This window comes from Pontibacterium sinense (assembly GCF_015209595.1).
Classification (GTDB): domain Bacteria; phylum Pseudomonadota; class Gammaproteobacteria; order Pseudomonadales; family Balneatricaceae; genus Pontibacterium; species Pontibacterium sinense.
In genome coordinates this window covers 155,439-178,971 of record NZ_JADEYS010000008.1, presented here as the reverse complement: position 1 = coordinate 178,971, position 23,533 = coordinate 155,439, and the positions used below count along the sequence as shown (strand labels likewise).

The 23,533-nt window shown below is 52.1% G+C and carries 21 protein-coding genes; 13 read left to right on the top strand and 8 right to left on the bottom strand.

Annotated elements, in window-relative coordinates; all coding sequences use genetic code 11:
- The first annotated feature begins 5 nt into the window (after positions 1 to 5).
- The 5 genes from IOQ59_RS10030 to IOQ59_RS10010 all read left to right on the top strand — a co-directional run bounded on the left by IOQ59_RS10030 (position 6) and on the right by IOQ59_RS10010 (position 6,597).
- Positions 6 to 1,364 carry an aminotransferase-like domain-containing protein gene (locus IOQ59_RS10030; protein WP_228050817.1) on the top strand — a complete coding sequence of 453 codons (1,359 nt, stop codon included), beginning with the start codon at positions 6 to 8 and terminating at the stop codon, positions 1,362 to 1,364.
- Positions 1,365 to 1,986: 622 nt separating this feature from the next.
- Complete coding sequence (rnr, locus tag IOQ59_RS10025; RefSeq protein WP_193953146.1) at positions 1,987 to 4,317, top strand: ribonuclease R; 2,331 nt, start codon at positions 1,987 to 1,989, stop codon at positions 4,315 to 4,317.
- Between the two features lie 250 nt (positions 4,318 to 4,567).
- Positions 4,568 to 5,398 (top strand): AraC family transcriptional regulator, encoded by an 831-nt coding sequence (locus IOQ59_RS10020; protein WP_193953145.1) that lies wholly within the window; start codon positions 4,568 to 4,570, stop codon positions 5,396 to 5,398.
- Positions 5,399 to 5,450: 52 nt separating this feature from the next.
- A complete protein-coding gene (locus IOQ59_RS10015) occupies positions 5,451 to 6,056 on the top strand; it encodes a LysE family translocator (protein WP_193953144.1) in 606 nt (201 codons plus the stop codon).
- Between the two features lie 109 nt (positions 6,057 to 6,165).
- Positions 6,166 to 6,597, top strand: coding sequence for an acyl-CoA thioesterase (locus IOQ59_RS10010; RefSeq protein WP_193953143.1), 432 nt, complete (start codon positions 6,166 to 6,168; stop codon positions 6,595 to 6,597).
- Between the two features lie 67 nt (positions 6,598 to 6,664).
- On the opposite strand, the gene IOQ59_RS10005 is transcribed toward IOQ59_RS10010, so the two are convergent.
- Positions 6,665 to 8,194, bottom strand: a complete 1,530-nt coding sequence (locus IOQ59_RS10005; protein WP_193953142.1) for a 4-hydroxyphenylacetate 3-hydroxylase family protein — start codon at positions 8,192 to 8,194, stop codon at positions 6,665 to 6,667.
- Between the two features lie 93 nt (positions 8,195 to 8,287).
- On the opposite strand from IOQ59_RS10005, the gene IOQ59_RS10000 reads away from it, so the two are divergent.
- A complete protein-coding gene (locus IOQ59_RS10000; protein ID WP_193953141.1) occupies positions 8,288 to 8,935 on the top strand; it encodes a TetR/AcrR family transcriptional regulator in 648 nt (215 codons plus the stop codon).
- Here the strand turns inward: IOQ59_RS10000 and IOQ59_RS09995 are convergent.
- Positions 8,932 to 9,753: an AraC family transcriptional regulator gene (locus tag IOQ59_RS09995; protein WP_193953140.1), complete on the bottom strand. Its 822-nt coding sequence runs from the start codon at positions 9,751 to 9,753 to the stop codon at positions 8,932 to 8,934. The genes IOQ59_RS10000 and IOQ59_RS09995 overlap by 4 nt on opposite strands.
- Before the next feature lie 97 nt (positions 9,754 to 9,850).
- On the opposite strand from IOQ59_RS09995, the gene IOQ59_RS09990 reads away from it, so the two are divergent.
- Positions 9,851 to 11,056, top strand: coding sequence for a YbfB/YjiJ family MFS transporter (locus tag IOQ59_RS09990; RefSeq protein ID WP_193953139.1), 1,206 nt, complete (start codon positions 9,851 to 9,853; stop codon positions 11,054 to 11,056).
- On the top strand, positions 11,057 to 11,452 hold the full coding sequence (locus IOQ59_RS09985) for a rhodanese-like domain-containing protein (protein ID WP_193953138.1): 396 nt from the start codon (positions 11,057 to 11,059) through the stop codon (positions 11,450 to 11,452).
- Positions 11,453 to 11,474: 22 nt separating this feature from the next.
- Here the strand turns inward: IOQ59_RS09985 and IOQ59_RS09980 are convergent, their stop codons facing one another.
- Positions 11,475 to 12,173, bottom strand: coding sequence for a response regulator (locus IOQ59_RS09980; RefSeq protein WP_193953137.1), 699 nt, complete (start codon positions 12,171 to 12,173; stop codon positions 11,475 to 11,477).
- A 26-nt stretch (positions 12,174 to 12,199) separates the two neighbouring features.
- On the bottom strand, positions 12,200 to 13,831 hold the full coding sequence (locus IOQ59_RS09975; RefSeq protein WP_193953136.1) for an ATP-binding protein: 1,632 nt from the start codon (positions 13,829 to 13,831) through the stop codon (positions 12,200 to 12,202).
- 184 nt (positions 13,832 to 14,015) lie between these two features.
- On the opposite strand from IOQ59_RS09975, the gene IOQ59_RS09970 reads away from it, so the two are divergent.
- From IOQ59_RS09970 to IOQ59_RS09950, 5 genes are all read left to right on the top strand, one after another.
- Complete coding sequence (locus tag IOQ59_RS09970; RefSeq protein ID WP_193953135.1) at positions 14,016 to 15,005, top strand: tripartite tricarboxylate transporter substrate binding protein; 990 nt, start codon at positions 14,016 to 14,018, stop codon at positions 15,003 to 15,005.
- Positions 15,006 to 15,119: 114 nt separating this feature from the next.
- Positions 15,120 to 15,593, top strand: a complete 474-nt coding sequence (locus IOQ59_RS09965) for a tripartite tricarboxylate transporter TctB family protein (protein WP_193953134.1) — start codon at positions 15,120 to 15,122, stop codon at positions 15,591 to 15,593.
- A 4-nt stretch (positions 15,594 to 15,597) separates the two neighbouring features.
- The gene (locus IOQ59_RS09960; RefSeq protein WP_193953133.1) at positions 15,598 to 17,157 is read left to right on the top strand and encodes a tripartite tricarboxylate transporter permease; all 1,560 of its coding nucleotides are present in this window, start codon (positions 15,598 to 15,600) and stop codon (positions 17,155 to 17,157) included.
- A gap of 260 nt (positions 17,158 to 17,417) precedes the next feature.
- A complete protein-coding gene (locus IOQ59_RS09955; protein WP_228050816.1) occupies positions 17,418 to 18,368 on the top strand; it encodes a porin in 951 nt (316 codons plus the stop codon).
- 380 nt (positions 18,369 to 18,748) lie between these two features.
- Complete coding sequence (locus tag IOQ59_RS09950) at positions 18,749 to 19,492, top strand: cysteine hydrolase family protein (protein ID WP_228050815.1); 744 nt, start codon at positions 18,749 to 18,751, stop codon at positions 19,490 to 19,492.
- Between the two features lie 36 nt (positions 19,493 to 19,528).
- Here IOQ59_RS09950 and IOQ59_RS09945 read toward each other — a convergent pair whose 3' ends face one another.
- The 4 genes from IOQ59_RS09945 to mqo form a co-directional block, all read right to left on the bottom strand.
- The gene (locus IOQ59_RS09945; RefSeq protein WP_193953132.1) at positions 19,529 to 19,708 is read right to left on the bottom strand and encodes a hypothetical protein; all 180 of its coding nucleotides are present in this window, start codon (positions 19,706 to 19,708) and stop codon (positions 19,529 to 19,531) included.
- Positions 19,709 to 19,969: 261 nt separating this feature from the next.
- On the bottom strand, positions 19,970 to 21,139 hold the full coding sequence (locus tag IOQ59_RS09940) for a cytochrome-c peroxidase (RefSeq protein ID WP_193953131.1): 1,170 nt from the start codon (positions 21,137 to 21,139) through the stop codon (positions 19,970 to 19,972).
- Positions 21,140 to 21,263: 124 nt separating this feature from the next.
- Positions 21,264 to 21,617, bottom strand: coding sequence for a DUF4389 domain-containing protein (locus IOQ59_RS09935; protein WP_193953130.1), 354 nt, complete (start codon positions 21,615 to 21,617; stop codon positions 21,264 to 21,266).
- Between the two features lie 133 nt (positions 21,618 to 21,750).
- Positions 21,751 to 23,238, bottom strand: a complete 1,488-nt coding sequence (mqo, locus tag IOQ59_RS09930) for a malate dehydrogenase (quinone) (RefSeq protein WP_193953129.1) — start codon at positions 23,236 to 23,238, stop codon at positions 21,751 to 21,753.
- Between the last annotated feature and the right edge of the window lie 295 nt (positions 23,239 to 23,533).

Sequence of the window (23,533 nt, the reverse complement as noted above, 5' to 3'; positions counted from 1 at the left end):
TTGTCATGGATACAATCCAGATGGCCCGCGCCCGCTATAAACACTTGGTAGATACGTTCGCGACTGATATCCGATCAGGCCACCTGCCACCCGGCACGCAACTGCCCACCCATCGTAAACTGGCCACCGAGCACGGGATCGCACTGGTGACCGCATCTCGCGTGTATGCCGAGCTGGAAAGCATGGGGTTAGTCAGCGGTGAAGCCGGCCGTGGCACCTTTGTCAGAGAAACCGCCCTTTCCCCCGCTCATGGCATCGACCAACCTGCGATGGCAGAGGGGATGATCGATCTTAATTTCAACTCGCCCTCTATACCCGGCCAAACAGACCTATTGCGCCACGCGCTGCGACAGCTGGCTTCCGCAGGCGACCTGGAAGCCTTACTGCACTACCAACCTCATGCGGGCCGCAGGCATGAACGTGCCACGGTTTCAGATCACCTGAAGCATCGGGGACTTAACGTCGGCGCAGATCAGATTCTGATTGTCGGCGGCGCGCAGCACGGGCTGGCCACCACCGTAATGGCGCTGCTCAATCCCGGTGATGTCGTCGCAACTGATGCGCTGATCTATCCGGGTTTTAAGGTTCTGGCCGAGGTTCATCGCTTGGAACTGGCTCCGATTGCGCTGTCAGCTCAAGGCCCTGATCTGGATGCACTAGAGCAGCTATGTCAGCAACGGCGTGTGCGGGCGGTGTACACCATGCCCACACTGCATAACCCAATGGGCTGGGTAATGGATTTGGCGCAACGCGAGAGACTGATCTCAATCGCACGCAGATACGAGTTACTGATCATCGAAGACGCGGCGTATGCCTTTCATGCGGAAAACCCACCGGGTCCGATTGCAGCATTGGCACCCGATATTACCGTGTACGTATCCGGGTTATCCAAGAGCATCGCAACTGGGCTGCGGGTGGGATTTGTTGCGGCCCCGACACACTGGGTTCCACTGATTGAGCGCACGATCCGAGCAACCACGTGGAACACGCCCGGCCTGATGACTGCCATGGCCTGCGGCTGGATTGAAGACGGGACAGTCATGCGTTTAGAGGCAGAAAAGCGTCAGGACGCCATGATCAGGCAATCGATGGCCAGAGAGATTCTCAACGGGCTGGAATTTATCAGTCATCCTGCATCCTATTTCCTCTGGCTTCCACTGCCAGAAGAGGTGCGGGCAGACCAACTGGTTATGGCATTGATGCACGCTAAGATCTCCGTCTCAACGGCAGAACCCTTTGCCACCACGGAGCATATACCTCATGCGATACGTCTGGCGCTGGGATCGGTTGATCTTGAAACATTGGCGTCCGCGCTGAAAACGGTCAAACAGCTGATCGACGCTCACGCCTGTGATGTGAAATAACCACAGTCTGTATCTCAAACAGTATGCATCAGGGCATCGAAAAGGTGATTTTCTATCCTTCACATGCCCGTGTTTTCAGTCCCTGCACGCACGCGCTCTGTATGCCTGCACTGCACAAACTGGTTGACAAGTAACCACCATCCTGTACATTGCTCTCATCGAGAAACAATTCTATTTTTTAAAATCTCAGCAAGTCGTTGAACTACTTAAAGTATTCCCGTCCCTCAGTTTTAAATTCCAGTCTTATTTCCCGCGCTTAAAGATCTTTGCAACATACGTGCATCATAATTTCAGGACAGTTAGCATCTATATCCGAAAGTGCTTCGTTGAAGCGATAGACATACCGACACTTATACCTGTAAGTAAGCTTTTGAGTATAACGATCTATACTCGGATTAAGCGTCGTTAAGCATACACATGTTTGGATTGACCTTAGATTGAAGGCCCAACATGAATCATCGACATTCAGCGTTATCCCCGCTGGAGTGTCTGCCGAATTTACGTCCTCACTGAAAGTGAGAGACACCAGCCAGCATCGCTGCCGCGTTTTATCTGATCTGTATCGACACCTCATTTCATTACGCACTGTACGCACCGTTTGCGGCTTTTTTGAGAAGAGATAATGAGTAAGCATTCATCTGGGGCGATTAAATCCTCAGACAAAGAGAAATACAGCCACCCGATTCCTGATCGTGACTTCATCATGAATCTGCTGGGCAAACAGAAAGCACCGCTTAACCGTCAGGAACTGGCGGATGAGATGGAGCTGTTCCTCGACGAAGAGCAGGAAGCACTGCGCCGCCGGTTGCGCGCAATGGAGCGTGACGGTCAGGTGGTGTTCAACCCACGTCGCGGTTACAGCCTGCTGCGTGAAGAAGAGCTGATCAGCGGCACCGTGATCGGTCACCCTGATGGCTTTGGTTTCCTGTCCAATGATGCCGGTGGCGATGATCTGTTCCTGTTTAATACCCAGATGGAATCCGTTTTTGACGGTGACCGGGTGCAGGTCCGTATCAGCGGTGTTGACCGTCGCGGCCGTAAAGAAGGCAAAATCGTCAAAGTCCTCGAACGTAACACCACCGAACTGGTTGGGCGTTTGGCGAAGGACGAAGACGGTGTATTTTTCCTTGAACCGGAAAACCGCCGCATCACCAACGAAATCGATATTGATGAAGATGATCTGGCGGGCGCAGAACTGGGTCAGTACATCTCCATTGAGATCCTTGAACAGCCGTGCAACCGATACAACGCAACGGGGCGCGTGATCGAAGTACTAGGCGACTCAATGTCACCGGGTATGGAAATTGATGTGGCGATTCGTAGTCACGATATTCCACACCGCTGGCCACAGGACGCAATTCAAGCGGCTGATCAGATGGGCAGCGAAGTGGCTGAAGCTGACAAGGCGCACCGTGCTGACCTGCGTACGCTGCCGTTTGTCACTATCGATGGTGAAGATGCCCGCGACTTTGATGATGCGGTGTACTGCGAGAAGAGCAAAGGTGGCTGGAAGCTGTTTGTTGCCATTGCAGACGTATCTCACTACGTAAAACCGGACAGTGCACTGGATCAGGAAGCGCGCGAGCGTGGTACCTCCGTGTATTTCCCTGGCCATGTTGTACCGATGCTGCCGGAAGCCCTGTCCAACGGACTGTGCTCACTGAACCCACACGTGGATCGTCTGGTGATGGTGTGTGAAATGACCATCAACACCGCCGGTAAGATGACCGACTTCACCTTCTCTGAAGCGGTCATCCACTCCCACGCCCGTCTGACCTACACGCAGGTTGGTGCGCTGATCGCGGATGCGAACTCCGGTGTGGGTAAAGAGGTCAGCCGTAAACACAACACGGTTGTGCCGCATCTGTATGAACTGCATAACCTGTACGGCGCGCTGCGTAAGGCCCGCACAAAACGCGGTTCTATCGATTTTGAAACCCGCGAAGTGCAGTTCCAGTTCAACGAAAACCGGAAGATCGAGCAGATCGTTCCGGTTGTCCGCAACGATGCCCACAAGATGATCGAAGAGTTCATGCTGTGTGCCAACGTGGCGACAGCAGGCTTTTTGGAACAGCTTCAGATCCCGGCGTTGTACCGTGTCCATGATGGTCCACTGGAGAAGAAACTCAAAAACCTGCGCGCATTTCTGGGTGAACGCGGCTTGAATCTGGGCGGCGGGGACAAACCCACCCCGACCGATTACGACAAGCTGCTGAGCACTCTGGGTGACCGCCCTGATGCGCATATCATCCGTACCATGATGCTGCGTTCTTTGAGTCAGGCGGAATACAGCCCGGACAACCTGGGTCACTTCGGTCTGGCATACGCCGCTTACGCACATTTCACGTCACCGATTCGCCGTTACCCGGATCTGCTGGTCCACCGTGCGATTCGCTCCGTGATCCGTCGTAACGAGAGTGGCGGTGCATTCCGTCGCGCGCTGAAACGTATTACAGGCAAAGGCACTGATCCGGTTAACCGTATCAAGAATGCCCCACTGCTTGAGCCTACGAAGAGCTATCCGTACGACATGCAGGCGATGCTGATGCTGGCGGAACACTGTTCTGACGCATCCCGCCGTGCAGATAAAGCCAGCTGGGACGTAGAAGCGTGGCTGAAGTGCGAATACATGCAGGATTTCATCGGTGATACCTTTACCGGCATCATCAGCAGCGTCGCCAGCTTTGGTCTGTTTATCGAGATCGAAGACATTCAGGTCGAAGGCATGATTCATGTCTCTGGTCTGAAAAGCGATTTCTATCACTTTGACGAAGCCAAACAGCGTTTGGTGGGCGATAAAACCCACACCAGTTATGGTTTGGGCGACACCGTTGAGATTCGTGTAGTGAAGGTGGATATGGACCAGCGTAAGATCGACTTTGAATTCCTCGATCAGGCTGACCGTCCAAAACCGCGTAAGAAGAAATTCTACAAGAACCGTAAGAAGTCATAAGTTCGACATCATAAGTTCGAAAGTATAGGTTCGAACTTATAGGTTCTATGGGTACATTAACGCTGCGATTGCGTGGCGTTAATGCACCCTGATCTCCATATCCCGCCTCTCAACCCATTCTCACACTGCCGCTAAATTCCCCCATTCGCATAACTCCGCAATTTCATCCTAGCGGACACCACCCCCACACTTCTAAACTGGTTCCTGCAGCTCAAGACAACGTATGATGAGTTAACGGCAGTGGACACCCATGAATCAAGAGAACCAGTTTCAATTCGCTAAAAGCCAACATCTGGATCAGGTGACACTGCTGCGCGCCCAAATGAATGATTTCGCCTACGGCAAACACGCCCATGAGGAGTATTCGTTTGGTTTAACCTTAGCCGGGCGTCAGGACTTCTTTTGCGGCGGCGAATTCCATCGCAGCCTGCCCGGCAATATCATCATTTTTAACCCCGATGACGTTCACGACGGGCATTCAGGTGTGGATGATACGTTGCGTTACCGCATGCTCTATATCCATCCCACACTTTTGGAACCGATGTTAGCCAGTGCGGGCGTTGAACAAAGCCGTGATTTTCAGATCGCGGAAAACCTTCTTAACGATACACACATACGTCAGTGCATCAGCACGATGGCGCACTTAATTGAACAGAAAACTGAAAATACGGTTTTTCTGGAGCATGAGCTGTATCAGCTGGCTGCACGGATCGCGCAGCGTTACGGTAAGTATTCGCCAAACAGGGTCGAACGGAAGGTTGATCGCCTGCTGCAGACCGCGCGCGAGTATATCCATGCGCACCTGTTGGAAGATATGTCGCTGGACACGATCAGTCAGCACGCCAACCTTTCGAAATATCACTTTCTGCGGATGTTCCGCCAACAGTTTGGAATTACACCCCACCAATACATTCTGAACTGTCGAATCAACCGCGCCCGTGAAGCGCTGGAAGCCGGACGCGCTGTAGACGATGTGGTATTTGAGTATGGATTTACCGATCTCAGCCATTTTAATCGGCGCTTTAAACCGATCTACGGTATGACCCCCCATCAGTATCAGCAGCACGTTCTAAACCGCTAGAACCTGACATCTGCCTTTACCCAAATTCTGTTCCTACCTTCAGGGTTTCACTATGGTTGAAATACTCGCGTTCGCGCTTGGCATTATGTACACCCCCGGCCCCGTTAATCTGCTCAGTCTGAATGCTGGATTGAACGGCCAGAGCTCCACACACTGGCTCTTTTGTCTGGGTGTTGGCTGCGCTATGTTTTCGATGTTCCTGATATTAGGGTATACCGGCGCATGGATAGTGACACCCGCGTTACAACTGATCATCAGCTGTGTAGGCGCAGTGTATATCACCTACCTGGCATACAAAGTCGCACACGCCAGTGTGATCGTGAGCGATCAAAATCAGCAGTCTTCAGTCACACTCAGTTTCAGATCCGGCCTGCTAATGCAGTTACTGAATCCTAAATCCCTGATTGTCATTTTGCCGATTGTCACCGTGCAGTTTCCCGCCGCGGGGATTACCGGCAGCGCGATCTTATTCTGGACCCTGCTGTTAGGTGTACTGGCATTTGGAGCCCCCGGTAGTTATCTCCTGATGGGGGCACGTTTGGGTAAGCTGATCTCTCACCCGATCTATTTTCGGGTTCTGAACCTCTGTATGGCGCTCTTGCTGATGTATGTGGCGGCAGATATCGCGTATCACCACGTCTACTTGAAGATCATTTAGCCACAAGAACAACAACCGCTTTCAGCCTTAGCCCTTCCCACCCCTACAACTAAAGTGGAATAATGCGTTGTATAACTAACAACCAATAAAACAAGCAAGGCCGATTGCTATGACAGAAACGACTAGAGGTCGACTGACGACCCGCACGATCGCGATGCCCGCGGATACCAACCCGGCAGGGGATATTTTTGGTGGCTGGGTGTTGTCACAAATGGATATGGCCGCCGGTATCTGTGCCGGTCAGCGCGCCCAGTGCCGTGTTGTTACCGTATCGCTGGATACTATGAGCTTCATTCGCCCGGTTAAAGTGGGTGATATTCTGGGGGTGTATACCGATATAGAGTCAGTGGGTCGCACCTCAATCAACGTACATGTAGAAGCCTGGGTACGCCGCGGCCGTATCGGTCACCGCGAGAAAGTGACAGAAGCGACCTTTAAGTTTGTCGCCATCGACGACAACGGCAAGTCTACACCGGTGCCAGCTGAAACAGATCTGCCCGCCTACGCATTGGAAGGTTATTCCATCGACGATCTGCGCTGATCATCCGTAGTAGTCCTCTGTGATATGAGCGCTGGCAGACATGCTGACCAGCGCTTTCATTGTTTCATCACTCTGATTCACTTCCGCCTATCGCCTCAGGGGGTTCACACCCTTTGGCACAGCAACGTCCCGGTTGCTTAGACACCTTCTGACCGTTATCCAAAACACCACGATCCAGCAAACGTTCCACCAGCTCGGTTTTTTCCATCACCGGATAGTTACGCCAGATCTCCCGTTTCATCGCTTCCGGTGAACCACCACCATGCAAAGAGATCATCGAGTACCATCCCCCCTGATGAGACGCGGTAAGGTCTTCGATAAAGCGTGAGACTTCCACCCGCTCTGCTGCCGGAACATTGGGATTCGCCCCTAACACATCCAACAGATCAACCTGCGTTTCCGGATTATGATCTTCATCCGGCCCCGGTAGCGCGACCACTAAACCACCCGAGACATAATGCGCCACACGGTGCATATCGTAGATTTTGGTCGCCAGCAGTAATTTTCCGATGTTGGCATAGACCGGGTTAGGCATCATAACGCCTGAGGGGTCATGCGTGGGGTAGACCGATGCAGCGATTCCACAGGCATAGAAACTTTCGGTAATAGTGATCAGCTCGACCATCGCATCACGGATATGACCATGTTTATCAGGATCAAGGCCATTGGCCTCGGTCATTAGCGCCCCTGCACCAATCAGCAGGTCGCCAAATCCAGCCCGCGCTCCGATGCAGGAGTGCCGATGGTGGTTGGCATAGGATGTGGTGAGAAAACCGCCCTCTTCGGTCTCTCCGGCCAGAAACACATGCTTATGCGGTACAAACACATCATCAAAGATCACCACCCCCGTGGACTGACCGTATTTGGCTGAGAACTTAGCCGCGGCTTCGCCCGGTCGACCCGCAGGTTTAGCAACGATGGTCACACCCTCAGCATCCACCGGCACCGCACAGGCCACCGCAAAATCCGCATCCTCTGGGGTATGGGTACGACACGGCATCACCAGAAACTCATGCATATAAGGCGCGCCGGTGACGATCGCTTTGGTACCACGAATCACAATGCCATCCGGGCGGCGCTCTTTGATGTGTACATAGACATCAAGGTTGCTTTGCAGGCCGGGGCGTTTGGAGCGATCCCCTTTCGCATCGGTCATCGCCACACCCAAGGTCAGATCCTCATCCTGTACCCGATGCAGATACTCAAGGAAACGGCTGTGATAATCCGTACCGTGATTCGCATCGGTCTGCTGTGTCGCCTGATACAACCCATTCAACGCATCATGACTCAGGTAACGTTGCGCACAGCCTGATTCAGCACAGACCGCACGCACGGCTTCCAACTTTTTCAGCAGATCGTCGCTGCTTTCGTTGATATGTAGCATCCGGTTTACCAACTGCCCTGAGGTGCTTTGTGTCGCGGTCAGCCAGTCACGGTATTTATCCTGATGGGCAAAATCGTAGGTCACCCCCACACCGTTGATACCCGGTGAAAGCAGCGGTTCGTCCACCACACTGGTCACCTGTAAACCGTTCACAAACACCCGAGGATTGTAGCGGCGAAGCGATTCCCGGTAGTCATCTGCTGTCATCAACATCGTCATGTCACCCTGATAAATTAGTGCTCTTTCAACAAAAATTTAACAGTGTTAAAATTTTTAATCAATACAACAAACTGATAGAGCCCGACCATGACCGACAGTACAAAAACCTCCCGCAATAGCGCCCGAAAGCAGGCGGTGAAAGATATGAAGCGGGAGATGATACTGGCGGCTGCACGCAAGATATTTGCTCAGGAAGGTCTTGAAGGTGCCAGCTTGCGGGCTATTGCGCAGGAAGCTGGCTACACACCGGCAGCATTGTATTTTCACTTTGCATCAAAAGAAGCGGTGTACGCTACGTTGCTGGAAGAATCTCTTGTCCGGCTGCAAACACATATGGATCGGGCACAGCATAAAGCCAGCTCGCCGTCAGACCGCTTCAGCGCTGCCGCCATGGGATTTTTTGAGTTTTATCATCTGAATCCAAAAGACCTGGATCTGGGCTTTTATCTGTTCCGTGGCGGAATGACGCCCAAAGGTGTGGGTAAAGATCGTAACCAGCCATTAAACGATCAACTAACAGCGGCCTTATCAGCGATTACCGATACCGCTGTTGCACTGGGCATTGATCAGGCCAAAGCCACACGGATCACCGCAGAGATTTTCGCCCATGCCACAGGCTTGCTTATGCTGGCCCATACGGGTCGTATGCGGATGTTTAATCTCAGCCCGGTAGCAATGATGGAGAGCTATGTGGCAGAGCGGCTGGAATGGATACTCTCGTCAGTCACACCTTAAGACGACACACCCGTTTCCTGCTGTTTTCGATACTGGACCGGGCTGATACCGGTCCGTTCGCGGAACATATAGATAAACGGAGAGGGGGAGCTATACCCCAGATCCAGTGCAATACTGGTAATGCTCTGCCCCGTATTCAACAGCTCAATCGCTTTCAACATCTTTAACTGCAAGCGCCAATGCTTAAGTGACATCCCGGTTTCCTTGCGGAACTTACGGTCCAGCGTGCGCTGAGACATAGACACCGATTGAGCAAGCACTGCGGTAGACGAGGTGTCATCGGGCTGCTCATAAAGCCGGTTACACAACTGAAACAGATCCTTTTCGGTCGGCCAGGGCAGATAACCCTCTTCACGACGCAAGCGGGACAAGGTTTGCAGCAATAACTGAATCAAATCGTTTTCGTACCCTTCCAAGGAATACTCCACGGCAAAACCGGCCGCCTCTTTGATCAGTTCCCGCATCAGCGGCGTGATATGTAATACAGTGCTTTTCTGGGAACGTTCAACACTGTCTGGCGTATCCAGCCCCCGATAGTTGCGGTCAACGTAGAGACTCTTCAGGTCAGCCCCAAATTCCGTATAGACACTGTGCTGGCACCCCGCAGGTAACCAGATCGCTTGTTCCGGTGGAATAAAGTAGCGCTCACCCTCCAGTGTCACCACTAAAACACCGGAGATGGCATATAGCAGTTGGTGCCACTCGTGCGTATGGGCCGGAAAAAAGTGCCGGGCAGGCATCTCTTCCTGCCGCACAAACACTTCGCGTGGCAACTGCTGCATGGTCAAAAGATTGAGTTCGTTATCAGGTGCATTCATAACTTGGCTGACTATATATACAAATTGTCTTTTCATATAAAGATAGCCACAAGCGTATCCGCTACTGTGTCAGAAGAACAGTCACGGAGTTAAATTGATGCCTACCCTTAGCAAAGCCAGGATGCTGATCACCAGCGTCCTTGGCATGATTATTACCATCGGCATCGCCCGTTTTGCCTATACGCCGATGATTCCTGAAATGATGGAAGAGATCGATCTAAGTGAGTCCGTTGCAGGCTATCTGGCTGCAGCCAACTATGCGGGTTATCTCAGCGGCGCCCTGCTGATCTCGTTTATCAGCAGTCTCAAGCTGAAACAGATTCTGTTTCGCAGTGGTCTGTGTGGCGCGGTTATCACTACCCTGCTGATGGCGTTTACGCAGAACGAAATCATCTGGTATCTGCTGCGCTTTATCTCTGGCCTTAGCAGCTCGGCGGGTGTTTTGCTGGGTGCCGGGTTGCTGATGCACTGGTTGATGAAACACAAACATCAGGCTGAGCTGGGGATCTTTTTCTCCGGTTTAGGCCTTGGCATTGTGATCACCGCTTTGCTGGCTGAACTGATCAAAGACCATTTCAGCTGGGACCAACAATGGCTGATCTACGGATCGGTGGGTTTGGTACTTACCCTCCCCGTCTGGCGCTGGTTTCCGGATCAGGCAGAAGATTCAATCCGACCGGCGACCAACACGTCCGCACACTCCGTCTCCGGCCTGTTTATGCCCGTGCTGCAAACCGCCTACTTCTGTGCTGGCGTCGGGTACGTGATCACCGCAACATTTCTGGTCGCCATCGCTGAATCCTCGGACACGTTACGCGGTCAGGGCTGGTTGATCTGGCTGGTGGTGGGGCTGGCCTGCGCTCCGGCCTGTGGCTTATGGGACCGTTTTGCCCGTGTCTACGGTCAATGGCTGGCACTGTTTCTTGCCTATGTGCTCAACAGCCTGAGCATTTTGCTGCTGATGATCAGTCAGGAGCTGTCTGTCACTCTACTCAGCGCCGTGATTTATGGCGGCAGCTTTATCGGTATCGTCAGCATGACGCTCTCTATGGTGGGACGGCTCTATCCTCACAACCCATCCCGCCCGATGAGCCGCCTGACCTTTAGTTACGGCCTGGCCCAAATGATCGCACCCGCGATTGTGGGTTATCTGGCGGAGATGAATGGTAACTATTACAGCGGCCTGCTCATGACACTGCTGGTGATGACGGCAGGCATTATTGCTCTGCTCTGGGCGATGCAGCTGTCTAAAACAACAAACAACCACTGCACTCAATCGACAACTCTGAAAGGAACCACCTAAATGAGCAACATCACTAAAGGTATCTATCAGCTGGTTGAAGAAGCCAATCAAATTGTGGACGAGATCACCGTCTGCGAAGCACTGGATCTCTATAAACAGGAGGGTGTTCAGTTTGTGGATATCCGCGATATTCGGGAACTGGATCGTGAAGGCCGGATTCCCGGTGCGTATCACTGCCCTCGTGGCATGCTGGAGTTTTGGATAGACCCTGAAAGCCCCTATGCGAAGGGGATTTTCCAGAAAGACCTGACATTTGTGCTGTTCTGCGCCGGTGGACTGCGCTCAGCACTGGCAGGACGCGCCATCGTTGAGATGGGGTTGAGCAAGGTGAAACATATCCACGGCGGTTTTGGTGCCTGGCGCGAAGCTGACGGCGCTATTCAAATGAAAGACTAACACCACGCTTAATGATCGGCGCTTACGCCGCTTGCTTATAGCGGCGCTCCGGGCGTCCTACACTGCCGTAACTCACCTCTGCCGCCAACTCATTGGTACTGACCATGTACTCGAGATACCGCCTTGCAGTGGTGCGGCTGGCCCCGATCAGCTCTCCCATCTCCTCAGCATTCAAGGCCTGTGCCTGAGCGCTGAACACCTGACGGATCTTCTCCAATGTGAGCGCATCAATCCCTTTTGGCAGGCGCTGCTCTTGTGGGGGCAACGTACCCACAGCCGCTGAACCGCCACGCGGCAGGATGGTATCGACATCGCTCTGAGCTATCGACTGCATCGCCTGTAACTTGGCCCGGTGGCTACCAAAGTTTTGCAGGGTTTCCTGTAACCGCTCAAACACCAACGGCTTCAGAATGTAATCGAACACCCCGCCACGTAATGCTGCCTGCAGGGTTTCTACCTCTTTAGCTGCGGTAATCAGGATCACATCGGTTTCACTGTTACGCGAGCGCATAGTCCGTAACAGCTCCAGTCCGGTGCCGGTCGGAAACTGTATATCTAACAACAGTAGTTCCGGCTGTAATACATCGACCAGATCTTCCGCCTCTTCTAAACCGTGGGCCACGCCCACCAGCTCAAACCCATCGATGCGGTCCAGAAACCGCCGCTGGATCTCTGCGATCTGATGATCATCTTCTGCAATAACTACTCGAATAGGATTCATTATTTTTATCGCTCCGTCTTCAGGTTTTATTCCGCCTGAACAGAGCGTTGCTCCCTTTGCTTCGGTATATATACGATAAATCGACTGCCAAGCTGAGAGGCGGGTTCCACAGTGACCGTGCCTCCCAAGTTATCCAGTAAGTTTTTGACCAGATGCAGGCCGATTCCACGCCCTTCTTTGGCTTTGCTGCTGACCCCTTTTTCAAAGATTCTCAGTTGCTCGGCTTCGTCGATGCCCGGTCCCTGATCCTCAATCTCAAAGATCAGATCATTGCCGAAATCACTCATGGATAACGTCACCTCCCCCGCCGCCTTGTCACTGTGCAGTGTGGCTTCCAGAGCATTATCGATCAGGTTGCCAAGGATACTGACCAACTGTTCCCGTGGCAGGTGATCCGGCAGCTCGGTCATGCGGCTTTCAGGATCGATTTTCAGACGCAGCCCCAGTTCACGGGCGCGGTTGTACTTGCCCAACAAACAGCCAGCTAAAATCGGATCAGGCACCGCATCCAGTAACAAGCGGATCAGTTTCTGATGGCTGCGGCTCTCCTGTCCGATCAGCGCCAGCGCTTCATCGTTCGCCCCGATCTGAATCAGTCCGGCAATAGTATGTAGTTTGTTGGAATATTCATGCGCCTGACTGCGCAATGTGTCGGCATACTGCTGAATACGAGTAAGCTTTTTACTGACCTGATCCAGCTCATCTTTGCGCCGGAAGCTGGACACCACACCGGTGATTTTATCGCCCTGCTTCATCGGCAACCGGTTGGCGACAAAGGTATGGTCATTCAGCCACAGCTCGCGGTCATACTGCGGTATCCCGCTTTTTAATACCTCCAGCAACGAACTGTCAGGGATCACATCCTTGATATTTTTACCGCTAAGCTGGGTACCTTCTGGTAAGCCCAGCGTTTCAACGGCCGCTGGATTAAAGGTGGTAACCTTACCCTCCGCATTGATCGCAATAATGCCTTCACGCACCGAACCCAGAGTGGCCTTTTGTTCTTCAAATAAGCGCGCGATCTGCTCCGGTTCCAGACCAAAAATCGCCTGTTTAAAGTGATTGGCAAACCACACCGCAATCAAGGCACTCAGTACAAACGACCCGATAATCACTAAGATCAGCGTCAGACGATAACGCTGGATAATCTCCGCGACCCGATTGAGGTCATACCCCACCGAAATGACCCCGACCACTTTATGACCGTCCTCACTGTAGATCGGCGCTTTACCGCGCATCGACCAACCGAGACTGCCTAGGGCCTTGGAGATATATCCCTTACCGTGCACCAACGCTTCGGCACTGTCGTCCCCCTCATCATCCGCCATCGACTGACCGATTTTGTACGGATTAGGGTGGGCTAAACGGATCCCATTGATATTGCCGATCACCACAAAACGTGCCTGCGTCTTTTCTGCCAGCAGCAAACTGATCGGCTGCAGATAGCGGATATCACCACCCTCTACTGCTTCAACGACAGACGGCATGGCGGCGATGGTTTTCGCCACATGTAATGCCCGCTGACCGATCTGCTCATCAAGGGACTGCTGCAGGTAATGCAGTGCAAAGAGGCCAATAAGGCCCGTCTGTACCAGTGCCATCAGTCCCAGAATCAGAATCATCCGGCTTTTGAGTTTTAAGCGATTGAGTATTGTCATGCTTGTTAGTTTGCCGCGTTATATATGTCTGAGCTTAGCCAATTCGCTTTTCAAACACCCGTAAACAATATGAACAAAATGGCTTTTAGGTTTTAAAAAGCCATTAAGACCACAAGCTGTTTTAAAAAATCACGCAGATCTAACTTAGGGGCATACACAAAAACAACAACGAGGTCTGTGTCCCATGTTTAACAAACCCCAGTTCCGTAAACGTTCAACTTTGATCGCTGCCGTACTGACCACCTGCCTGACCGCAGGCGCTTCGTTCAGCGCATCAGCGATGGACAGTGTTCACTTTCTGATCCCCGGCGGCGCAGGGGGTGGCTGGGACGGCACAGCCCGTGGTACCGGCGAAGCCCTGTCCAAATCCGGTCTGGTCGACACCGTCTCTTACGAAAACATGTCCGGTGGTGGTGGCGGCAAAGCGATTGCCCATCTGATCGAAACGGCGGCGCAGAAAAAAGACACGCTCATGGTGAACTCTACCCCGATCGTGATCCGCTCTCTGTCTAAGGTATTCCCACAGTCGTTCCGTGATCTGACACCGATTGCAGCAACCATTGGTGATTTTGGCGCGTTTGTTGTTAAGAAAGACTCGCCCTACACCAGCTTTGAGCAAGTGGTTGCGGATTACCGTGAGAACCCACGCAAAGTCAAAATCTCCGGCGGTTCCGCCCGTGGCAGCATGGATCACCTGGTCGCCGCCATGGCCTTCAAAGCCGCAGGCGGCAATCCGCGTCAGGTGCGCTACGTGGCTTACGATGCAGGCGGCGAAGCGATGGCGGGCCTGCTTTCAGGTGAAACCGAGCTGCTTTCCACCGGCTTCAGCGAAGCGCTGGCACTGGCAGAGGCAGGCGAAGTGCGCATTTTGGTTATGACCGGTAACAACCGTTCCGATGCGGCTCCTGAAGTACCTACGCTGAAAGAGCTTGGCTACGACGCAACCTTCGTCAACTGGCGTGGTTTCTTTGCCGCTCCGGGTGTTTCTGATGCCGACAAGGCCGAATACGTCGAGGTTTTGAAGAAGATGTACGCAACCGATGAGTGGGAGTCCGTACGCTCACGTAACGGCTGGACTGAGATCTTCAAACCGGATGCAGAGTTTGTCAGCTTCCTCGAACAGCAGGAAACCGAAGTCGGCGCACTGATGCGTGAGCTGGGCTTCCTGAAGTAAACACATCGACGCTATTGCGTTTTCTCTTCCCTCCGGTACCCGCTCTGTCTTCTGTCGCGGGCTCGCCGGAGCTTTTTAAGCCAAGGCTGATGTATAGAGCCTCGGGAGTGTTCCATGAATATCTGTAAAGACCATATCGGCGGCCTCATTTTCCTGCTGCTATCTGTCGCTTACGGTGTCTACGCCGGTCAGATTCCCCTGTTACCCGGCGATGAATTTGAGCCGTTCCACGCGCAGACGGTCCCCAATGCACTGGCCCTGCTGTGTGGCGGGTTATCCATCGCCCTGTTGCTGACAGCCGAACGGGGTGAAGGCAGCACGCTGAAACTACACGGTTATGACTTTGCGCTGGTTGCCAAACTGCTGGCGCAGGTGGTGCTGTTTGCGTTTGCCCTGCAGTGGGTCGGTTTTCTGCTGGCAACCCTGTTCTTCCTGATCGGTGGATTCTGGCTGCTAGGTGAGCGCCGTATCAAAACCTTGCTGCTGGCTTCCGTTCCATTTTCTGCGGGTATCTGGCTGATTCTGACGCAGTTGCTGGATATCTATCTGGCGCCGGGTGCGCTGTTTAATCAACTGTTTGGAGGCTGAGGCGATGTTAGACGGTATCTTCACCGGGCTATCTACCGCGGTTATGCCCTTTAATCTGATGATGGTGGTCGTCGGTTGTTTTGCTGGCACCTTCATCGGCATGTTGCCGGGGCTGGGTCCAATCTCCGCCGTGGCGTTAATGATCCCGATCACCTACGGACTGGATCCCTCTTCCGGCATTATTTTGATGGCCGGCGTCTATTACGGCGCAGTATTTGGCGGCTCCACCTCCTCAATCCTGATCAACGCACCAGGCTGTGCAAGCACCGTGGTGACGTCATTTGACGGGTATCCACTGGCCCAGCAGAAGCAAGCCGGTAAAGCACTGGCACTGGCCGCTTACTCCTCCTTCACCGGCGGCACCATCGGCGCAATTATTCTGCTGTTCGCCGCCCCTGCACTGGCATCGGTCTCACTGAGTTTCCAGTCCAGCGACTACTTTGCTCTGATGATTCTCGGCCTGACCGCTGTAGCAGCATTCTCAGGAAAAGGTCAGGTGATCAAAGCGCTGATCATGACCGTATTCGGCCTTATGATTGCCACCGTGGGTACCGATACAACGTCCGGCACGCCGCGCTTTACCTTTGGCAACATCGACTTGATTGACGGCATTAGCTTCCTGTTACTGGCGATGGCAACCTTCGCCCTCACCGAAGTGGTCATGACGGTATTAAAAGGCCAACACAAGGAAAAAGACGAACAGATGGATATGGCCTCTTTGGGCAGCATGAAGCTGAGCCGGGAAGAGGTAAAACATATCGCGCCGACTGTAGGACGCTCTTCAGTATTTGGTTTCCTGGTGGGTGTACTGCCGGGTGCCGGCGCAACTATCGCCTCATTTCTGGCCTATGGTCTGGAACGCAACCTCGCCTCAGCTAAAGAGAAGCTGAAGTTTGGTAAAGGCGCGCTACGGGGGCTGGCCGCGCCGGAATCCGCCAATAACGCAGCGTCCACCGGTTCTTTTGTACCGCTGCTGACGTTGGGTATTCCAGGTTCCGGTACCACCGCCATCATGCTGGGTGCACTGATCGCTTACGGTATTCAGCCCGGTCCGCGCCTGTTTGTCGATAACCCCGATGTGTTCTGGTCGGTGATCATCTCCATGTATTTCGGCAACCTGGTGTTGCTGATCCTTAACTTGCCGCTGATCCCATACATCTCGCGCTTGTTGGTGATCCCACGCCCGATTCTGATTCCGCTGATTCTGTTTTTCTCCATCACCGGCGTGTATCTGGTCAGCTTCAACAGCTTTGATATTCACATGATGGCAATCATTACCGTCATTGCGATTGCACTGAAGCTGCTGGAGTTCCCGATGGCTCCAATGCTACTGGGCTTCATCTTAGGCGGCATCATGGAAAACAACCTGGCCCGTGCGCTGGTGATCTCGGACGGTAGCTTCGACTTCCTGTGGGACCGCCCGCTGACCCTCGGCATTGTGGTCGTTGCCATTGTTGTGCTCTGCATCCCACCGCTGCTGGAGCTTGTGAACAAGCGTCGCGCAAACAAGGGTCAGGCAACTGATCGCGGCGCTGAAGCGGCCATCAGTGAAGGTGAAGGCTAAGCCCAACATCTAAAAACCTGGGCCGGAATCCGCTCGATCCGAGCCTGAACACTACAAAAGACGTTCAGTTAACTCCAACTTGAGAGGGGCCTGCCACCAGAGAATCACGACGGTCAGACACATCAATCCCAGCGTTGAACTCCCCGACTTCTCATCAGATTGGGTGCTGCCTTTTCAGCACTGAGGGGAGCTTTTGTCTTTAAAAATTGAAAGCAGGTCTCCCGACTGAGTTTTCAAATAAAAATAACAGGTAGTAAATAATGAAAAAAATGATCGCAAAGAAAATTGTAGTTGCTGCTCTTGGACTGACAACAGTAAGCATGGCACAAGCAGCCACCATCTATGAAGGCAACGGTCTGAGCTACAAACTGAAGGGTGACTGGCAGATCCAACTGCGTCAGAAAGCCGGTGCAGATAAAGAACTGGATGTTGAGTTTGACGATCTGGAGCTGAAAAACTCCATTGTGTATACCCTGAATGATGACCTGAAAGCCTTCGGCCAGCTGGATTACAGCTTCGATGGTGAAGGTAACGATTCCAGCAAGGAAAGCGCCAAGCTGGAAGAAGCGTATGTCGGACTGGATTTCGGCACGGCTGCGGTCGCCATTGGTCGCCAGAACCTGGCCGGTGACGAGTTTGGTGTTGAAGCGGCTCTGGAAACCCACACCGCACAGGACCGTTTTGAACAGGTTGCCGACAAAGGCGATGATGTGATTCGTCTGGATGCCAGCTTCGATAACGTAACCGTTATCGCTTCTGCTCTGATTGGTGCAGAATCCTCCGCCAATGGATCCGGGGAAGCCTTCGACCTGTTCGTAGCAACCCAGTTAGCCGGTGTAGAACTGGCCGCAGCCTATCAAACCTACAATGCTAATACAGCAGGGGCCGAAGACCAGAACACGTGGGGCATCAGCGCAGCCTACAACTTTGGTTTTGCCGCTCTGGCAGCGGATTACAGCACCACGGATACCGGCGCAGGTGACAAAGATGTCTCTAACCTGGCTGCAAAATTCAAACTGTCACCCACCACTAAAATGGCGATTGGCGTAGTGAAATCAGATGAAGGCAGCACGGACACTACCGAGTGGTATACCAATGTGGAATATAAGTTCCCAACACAGAAAAATGTCAGCCTGTTTGCCGAAATCGCCGATACCGATGAGCCAAATTCAGACCTCGGTTATCTGGCGGGTATGCGCATCAAGTTCTGAGTCGCTTGGTCGCATAACCCTGAGTATCTCCCTCCCCCTTCAGGGCAGATACTTAGGGTTTCCTGAAATTGTCGGATTGGAGTTCCGGCGCGTCTCAGTGCTTTCTTAGTTTTGGCCGGGTTTTATCACCCGGTCTTTTTTGTTCAATCAGATATCAAGTTCTATAGTGTCGACACCATACCGCCGCGCTACACAAACCCAAAAACAAACCATAACTTATTGTTTTTTATCAGTTAAATATAGTTTTATTTAAAATATCTATAAATGAAATTTATATTTAAAATTTGTTTATAGATAGTTCTCTACGCAATCATGTCATCACTCGAAATCAAGATTAAACGCGCTCAACAGGCGCCGCTAATATCAATGGGAGTGTTTACATGAAAACTCGAAAAACTAAGTCCTCACTGCGCAAGCTGTCCACTGCCGTGGCGCTCACCGCTGCCTTAGCCAATGTCGAAGTGACACAGGCTGACGATGCCCCGGCATTTATGCCAAACCCTTCGACCACTGCAGTGCTGATCACTGATCCACAAAATGATTTTATGAGTGAAAAAGGCGCAGCTTGGGGTCTGGTGAAAGACAACGTTACCCGCCTGAATACCAATGAGAATATCGCCAGCCTGATGAAAGCAGCAAAGTCCGCTGACATGCAGCTGTTTGTCAGCCCTCACAGTTACTACGAACATGATAAGCACTGGCATGACCGTGGTCCGGTTCAGGGATTGATGAACAAGATCGATATGTTCCGCGTTGATGGCCCAACCACGTATGCCAACTTCAAGGACAGTGGTGCCGATTTCTACCCGCCTCTGAAGCAATATATTGAAGATGGTAAAACAGTCATCACGTCACCGCACAAGGTCTACGGTCCTGATTCCAATGATCTGGTGCTACAGCTGCGTAAGCGCGGTATTCAGACCGTTCTTCTGGGAGGTTTTGCGGCAAACCTGTGTACAGACTCCCACATGCGGGAACTGACCGAACAAGGCTTTAATGTAGTGGTTGTGAAAGATGCCGTAGGCGCACCGGGCGAAGAGGCCTATCAGGCTGCCCTCACCAACTACAACATGATCGCCAACGCCGTCTGGGATACTCAGCAGGCCGTTGCCTTTATCGACTGATCCATGTCTCCATCGCCTTCTTTCACACGAAGGCGTTCAGCTTCGGCTGTCACCCGCAGTGCCGTTGACGAAGTAGCAAGGTTCCCTTGTTTCAGCGGCGTCTGCGCCCTCATCTGATCGACCAATGAAAGGCGTATAAGTACCTACTTTGTCATCGTGATCAACGCACTGGCGATGCACAGTATGTGATTCGGCACAGTGATTACGGGTGGTCATGGTATGCCGACCTCTTTTCAGCATCAGTTTTACCCCGGACAGAAGCGACTTAAATCTGATTGATTGCGGTCTTCACTGCATTAACGGACGTGCGACTTTATTGAACACGTCATCAGAATACCCGTCTGGGTGATAGCGCTCATCAGGGCGAAAAGCGAGGAAGGTAAAACAAAGGGTTCTTTGAGGATCGATCCTTCAGCATGCCCCAAAGAACCTGCTTTGTGTGCACCACTCTGGTAGAACGAGGCGCGTAAGCAATGCTTACTTCAAAAGATGCTCATAGCGCTGATCGGTCAGCGTTTTCATAAAGGCCACCAACGCATCCACCCGCTTCTCTTTCAGCGCAGGCCCACTTTCCAGTTCCTTCAGTGAGATATTTTCCGCTACCTCAGGTGATCCCCACTGCTCCCCGGTTTCAGGGTTAACCTGGCGCTTGGCGCTGCGGCTGTTGTACTTGTCGTAGAACAGCACCACGGTACGCAGATCCTGGAATACTCCGTTATGCATATAAGGGCCGGTTACTGCGATATTACGCAACGTAGGCACTTTAAACTTACCAGCCTGTGTCACATCGTTTACCTGAGGATTATCCAGCAATCCACGGTCAACATGGTTTTCGGCCACTCCATTTTTTTCGCGTGCCTCAGCATTCACCGGAACCCCAATATTGTGGTATTCGTAATTGGTAAAGGTCTCTTTAGGGTGGCGCTGCGAGCTTTGCAGTTGATGGCACTGGTTACAGTTGGTGAACTGCTGGGAGAAGAATAACGTGCGTCCCAGATCTTCCTGTTTACTCAGCTGGTAATCACCACGCAGGAAACGATCGTATTTAGAGTCGAAAGGCGCAAACAATTCGGTGCGCTCAAAGGCGGCAATGCTATCCGCCATCGCCGCGTAGGCCTTGTTGGCATCGGCGAACACTTCAGCACCGTATATCGCCTTAAAACTGGCGACGTAATGTTTGTTTTCCTGTAATCGATCTGCGGTCGCCGCCTTAGATGGCATCCCCATTTCAACAGGGTTCGTTGGTGGCCCACCGGCCTGACCGGCCAGGCTATTTTCACGACCATCATGGAACTGACCACCCATGTACTTCCCGTCTACTGTCAGCTGGAACTTTGGACTGAACATCGCATAGGCTGCCGTTGGCGCGTTACGATCTCCGAGCGAATGGCCATCATCACCAAGCGACACAGCACCTTGCACACCGTTATCACGTGGATCAACAAAGCCGCTCTCTGGCGCGTGGCACGTTGCACAGGACTGAGTTCGGTTTTGCGACAGATTGGTATCAAAATATAGCTGCTGGCCCAAGGTTGCTTTTAACGCTTCCTGATTGACCGCCGATTCATTGGCACCGTTATTACTTACACATCCGCTTAAAAGCAGTGCCAAACTGACACCCGAGATACGCCGAATTGATTTAGACACCCACAGCCCCTTAACAAAAACCCAACTGATAATTACTTTTATTCGCAATTATACATAAAGGCATACTTAAAATATTGATTTCGGTCAGGGGGACTTGTGAGTCAAGGAGAACAGGTCAATTCCGTCAGTCGTCCGACGGCTTGGGTTTAGTCGTCCAGCTCTCTTCCCCATTTGCCATACGGCTGGATTTTTTATGACTCAGGGATGATTCAGGCCAATCCCCAAAGGGAAAGGGTCGCACTTCGCTGTTGAATGTGAGGTATCGCAGCACCTGATACACATAGGTACTCAGGCTTTTACCAAACTTCAATAAACGCCCGTTGGGGGTACCGGTGAACAGCGTAATCAAAAATTGAAAAGTCACTACCGCCACAAGCACCACTTCCGCCAGACTGTAGAAAACTGTGAACAGCAACATATAGAGTAAACGCATCCAAATACTGCTTCTGGACAGGTTTTGCTTTAAGTCTTCACTCATTGCAAACTCCTGAGAATCAGAGAATGACCGAAATCTATCTACAGTATATGCAGGATTGTTCAATATTCTTGGCGGCGCAGGCATAAAAAAAGCCGACCTAAGGCCGGCTTCAAACCTGCTAGTATCGACTGGATCAGATGTTACCCAGACCCAGGGTTGTCAGAGTGTTCTGACGTACGGATTTCAGTAGCTCTCCGTCTTCAATGAGAGACTCCTTATAAGAAGGAACCATCTCCTTGATCTTCTGCTGCCATTCAGCAGAGTTCATCTTCTCGCTAAAGCAGTTCTCAACCACTTCAATCATCGTTGGCACCGCAGTAGACGCACCCGGTGATGCCCCCAACAGAGCGGCCAGAGAACCGTCTGCAGAAGAGATCACTTCAGTACCAAATTCCAGCTTGCCACCCTTCTCAGGGTCATTTTTGATGATCTGTACGCGCTGTCCGGCATAGGACAACTCCCAGTCTTCATTCTTCGCTTCAGGGAAGAAGAAACGCAACGCATCACAACGAGAGTCATGCGTCTGCATCACTTCGCTAATCAGGTAGCGGGTCAGATCCATACTTTTCGCACCGACAGTTAACATCGGCTTCAGGTTACCCGGTTTGATACTCTTGAACATATCAAACACAGATCCCTGCTTCAGGAACTTAGTCGTAAATCCGGCAAATGGGCCAAACAGCAGGGCTTTTTTGCCATCAATAACGCGAGTATCCAGATGCGGAACTGACATCGGAGGCGCGCCAATCGGGGCCAAGCCATAAACCTTCGCGTTATGCTGTTCAACAACGTCCTGATTCTTGCAAACCAGCCACATACCGCTGACTGGGAAGCCGCCGTATCCTTTGCCTTCTTCGATACCTGATTTCTGCAACAGCGGCAGTGCACCACCACCTGCGCCCAGGAATACAAAACCCGCATCGATTGTTTCTTTCGCACCGGACTGCTCGTTCTTCAGTTCGACAGTCCAACGCTTGTCATTACCTTGAGTCAGCTCTTCAACCGAACGGCTCAACAACAGTTCGAAGTCACCCTGATGATCCAGATATTCAACCATGTGTCGTGCCAGAGACCCGAAGTTCACATCAGCACCGTGACGAACACGCGTACCTGCAACCTTCTCATCCGCTGAGCGATTCTTCATCACCAGAGGCATCCACTCACGCAATACATCATGGTCTTCAGAATATTCCATCTGAGCAAACTGCTGGGTGCTGCTCAGCGTTTCATAACGGCTGCGCAAAAACTGTACGTTCTCTTCACCCCAGACAAAACTCTGGTGTGGGACATTACTGATAAACTTGGATGGGTTCGGCAATGCTTTAGCATTTACGAGGTAAGACCAAAACTGCAGACTCACCTCAAAGGCTTCATTGATTGCAAACGCTTTGGAAGGATCTACACCGCCACCGGCTTTTTTGGGCGTGTAATTAAGCTCACAATAGGCTGCGTGCCCGGTACCGGCATTGTTCATCGCATCGGTACTTTCGTGTGCAACATGATCAAGACGTTCAACCATGCAAATCTTCATAGATGGGTCTAACTGCTTGAGCAACATCCCCAGGGTTGTGCTCATCGCGCCCGCCCCAACGAGCAACACATCAACTGCTTTTGTGGTCATAACAACTTCGCCATTCAATAGTAAATAATGGTAGGTGAGATGACACCGGAAACAGAGCTTGTGGCTGCATTCGCTGGCTAGGCCTGATGGTCGATCAGAGTTAACCCGCTGATATTTCCGGAGATCCCTCGCGAAGCACTCGCTAACTGCGCTGGAATAACCACAGCTTTATTACAGTTATAATCCGCGGTGCTTTTCTTTTGCCGCCGATTATACCCAATCCAAGAGCGATGTCTTGTGCAATGCGATAAAACCCCATTATCCATTTGGAGTATTGCTATCCTAAAGTCTTATA

Bases quoted from the DNA above. Each gene is read 5' to 3' on its own strand.
- IOQ59_RS09945 (WP_193953132.1), bottom strand. From the start codon at position 19,708: ATGACCACCCGTAATCACTGTGCCGAATCACATACTGTGCATCGCCAG.
- IOQ59_RS10030 (WP_228050817.1), top strand. From the start codon at position 6: ATGGATACAATCCAGATGGCCCGCGCCCGCTATAAACACTTGGTAGAT.
- IOQ59_RS09955 (WP_228050816.1), top strand. From the start codon at position 17,418: ATGAAAAAAATGATCGCAAAGAAAATTGTAGTTGCTGCTCTTGGACTG.
- IOQ59_RS10000 (WP_193953141.1), top strand. From the start codon at position 8,288: ATGACCGACAGTACAAAAACCTCCCGCAATAGCGCCCGAAAGCAGGCG.
- IOQ59_RS10010 (WP_193953143.1), top strand. From the start codon at position 6,166: ATGACAGAAACGACTAGAGGTCGACTGACGACCCGCACGATCGCGATG.
- mqo (WP_193953129.1), bottom strand. From the start codon at position 23,238: ATGACCACAAAAGCAGTTGATGTGTTGCTCGTTGGGGCGGGCGCGATG.
- IOQ59_RS10005 (WP_193953142.1), bottom strand. From the start codon at position 8,194: ATGTTGATGACAGCAGATGACTACCGGGAATCGCTTCGCCGCTACAAT.
- rnr (WP_193953146.1), top strand. From the start codon at position 1,987: ATGAGTAAGCATTCATCTGGGGCGATTAAATCCTCAGACAAAGAGAAA.
- IOQ59_RS09970 (WP_193953135.1), top strand. From the start codon at position 14,016: ATGTTTAACAAACCCCAGTTCCGTAAACGTTCAACTTTGATCGCTGCC.
- IOQ59_RS09990 (WP_193953139.1), top strand. From the start codon at position 9,851: ATGCCTACCCTTAGCAAAGCCAGGATGCTGATCACCAGCGTCCTTGGC.
- IOQ59_RS09935 (WP_193953130.1), bottom strand. From the start codon at position 21,617: ATGAGTGAAGACTTAAAGCAAAACCTGTCCAGAAGCAGTATTTGGATG.
- IOQ59_RS09995 (WP_193953140.1), bottom strand. From the start codon at position 9,753: ATGAATGCACCTGATAACGAACTCAATCTTTTGACCATGCAGCAGTTG.
- IOQ59_RS09975 (WP_193953136.1), bottom strand. From the start codon at position 13,831: ATGACAATACTCAATCGCTTAAAACTCAAAAGCCGGATGATTCTGATT.
- IOQ59_RS10020 (WP_193953145.1), top strand. From the start codon at position 4,568: ATGAATCAAGAGAACCAGTTTCAATTCGCTAAAAGCCAACATCTGGAT.
- IOQ59_RS09980 (WP_193953137.1), bottom strand. From the start codon at position 12,173: ATGAATCCTATTCGAGTAGTTATTGCAGAAGATGATCATCAGATCGCA.
- IOQ59_RS09985 (WP_193953138.1), top strand. From the start codon at position 11,057: ATGAGCAACATCACTAAAGGTATCTATCAGCTGGTTGAAGAAGCCAAT.
- IOQ59_RS09950 (WP_228050815.1), top strand. From the start codon at position 18,749: ATGAAAACTCGAAAAACTAAGTCCTCACTGCGCAAGCTGTCCACTGCC.
- IOQ59_RS09960 (WP_193953133.1), top strand. From the start codon at position 15,598: ATGTTAGACGGTATCTTCACCGGGCTATCTACCGCGGTTATGCCCTTT.
- IOQ59_RS10015 (WP_193953144.1), top strand. From the start codon at position 5,451: ATGGTTGAAATACTCGCGTTCGCGCTTGGCATTATGTACACCCCCGGC.
- IOQ59_RS09965 (WP_193953134.1), top strand. From the start codon at position 15,120: ATGAATATCTGTAAAGACCATATCGGCGGCCTCATTTTCCTGCTGCTA.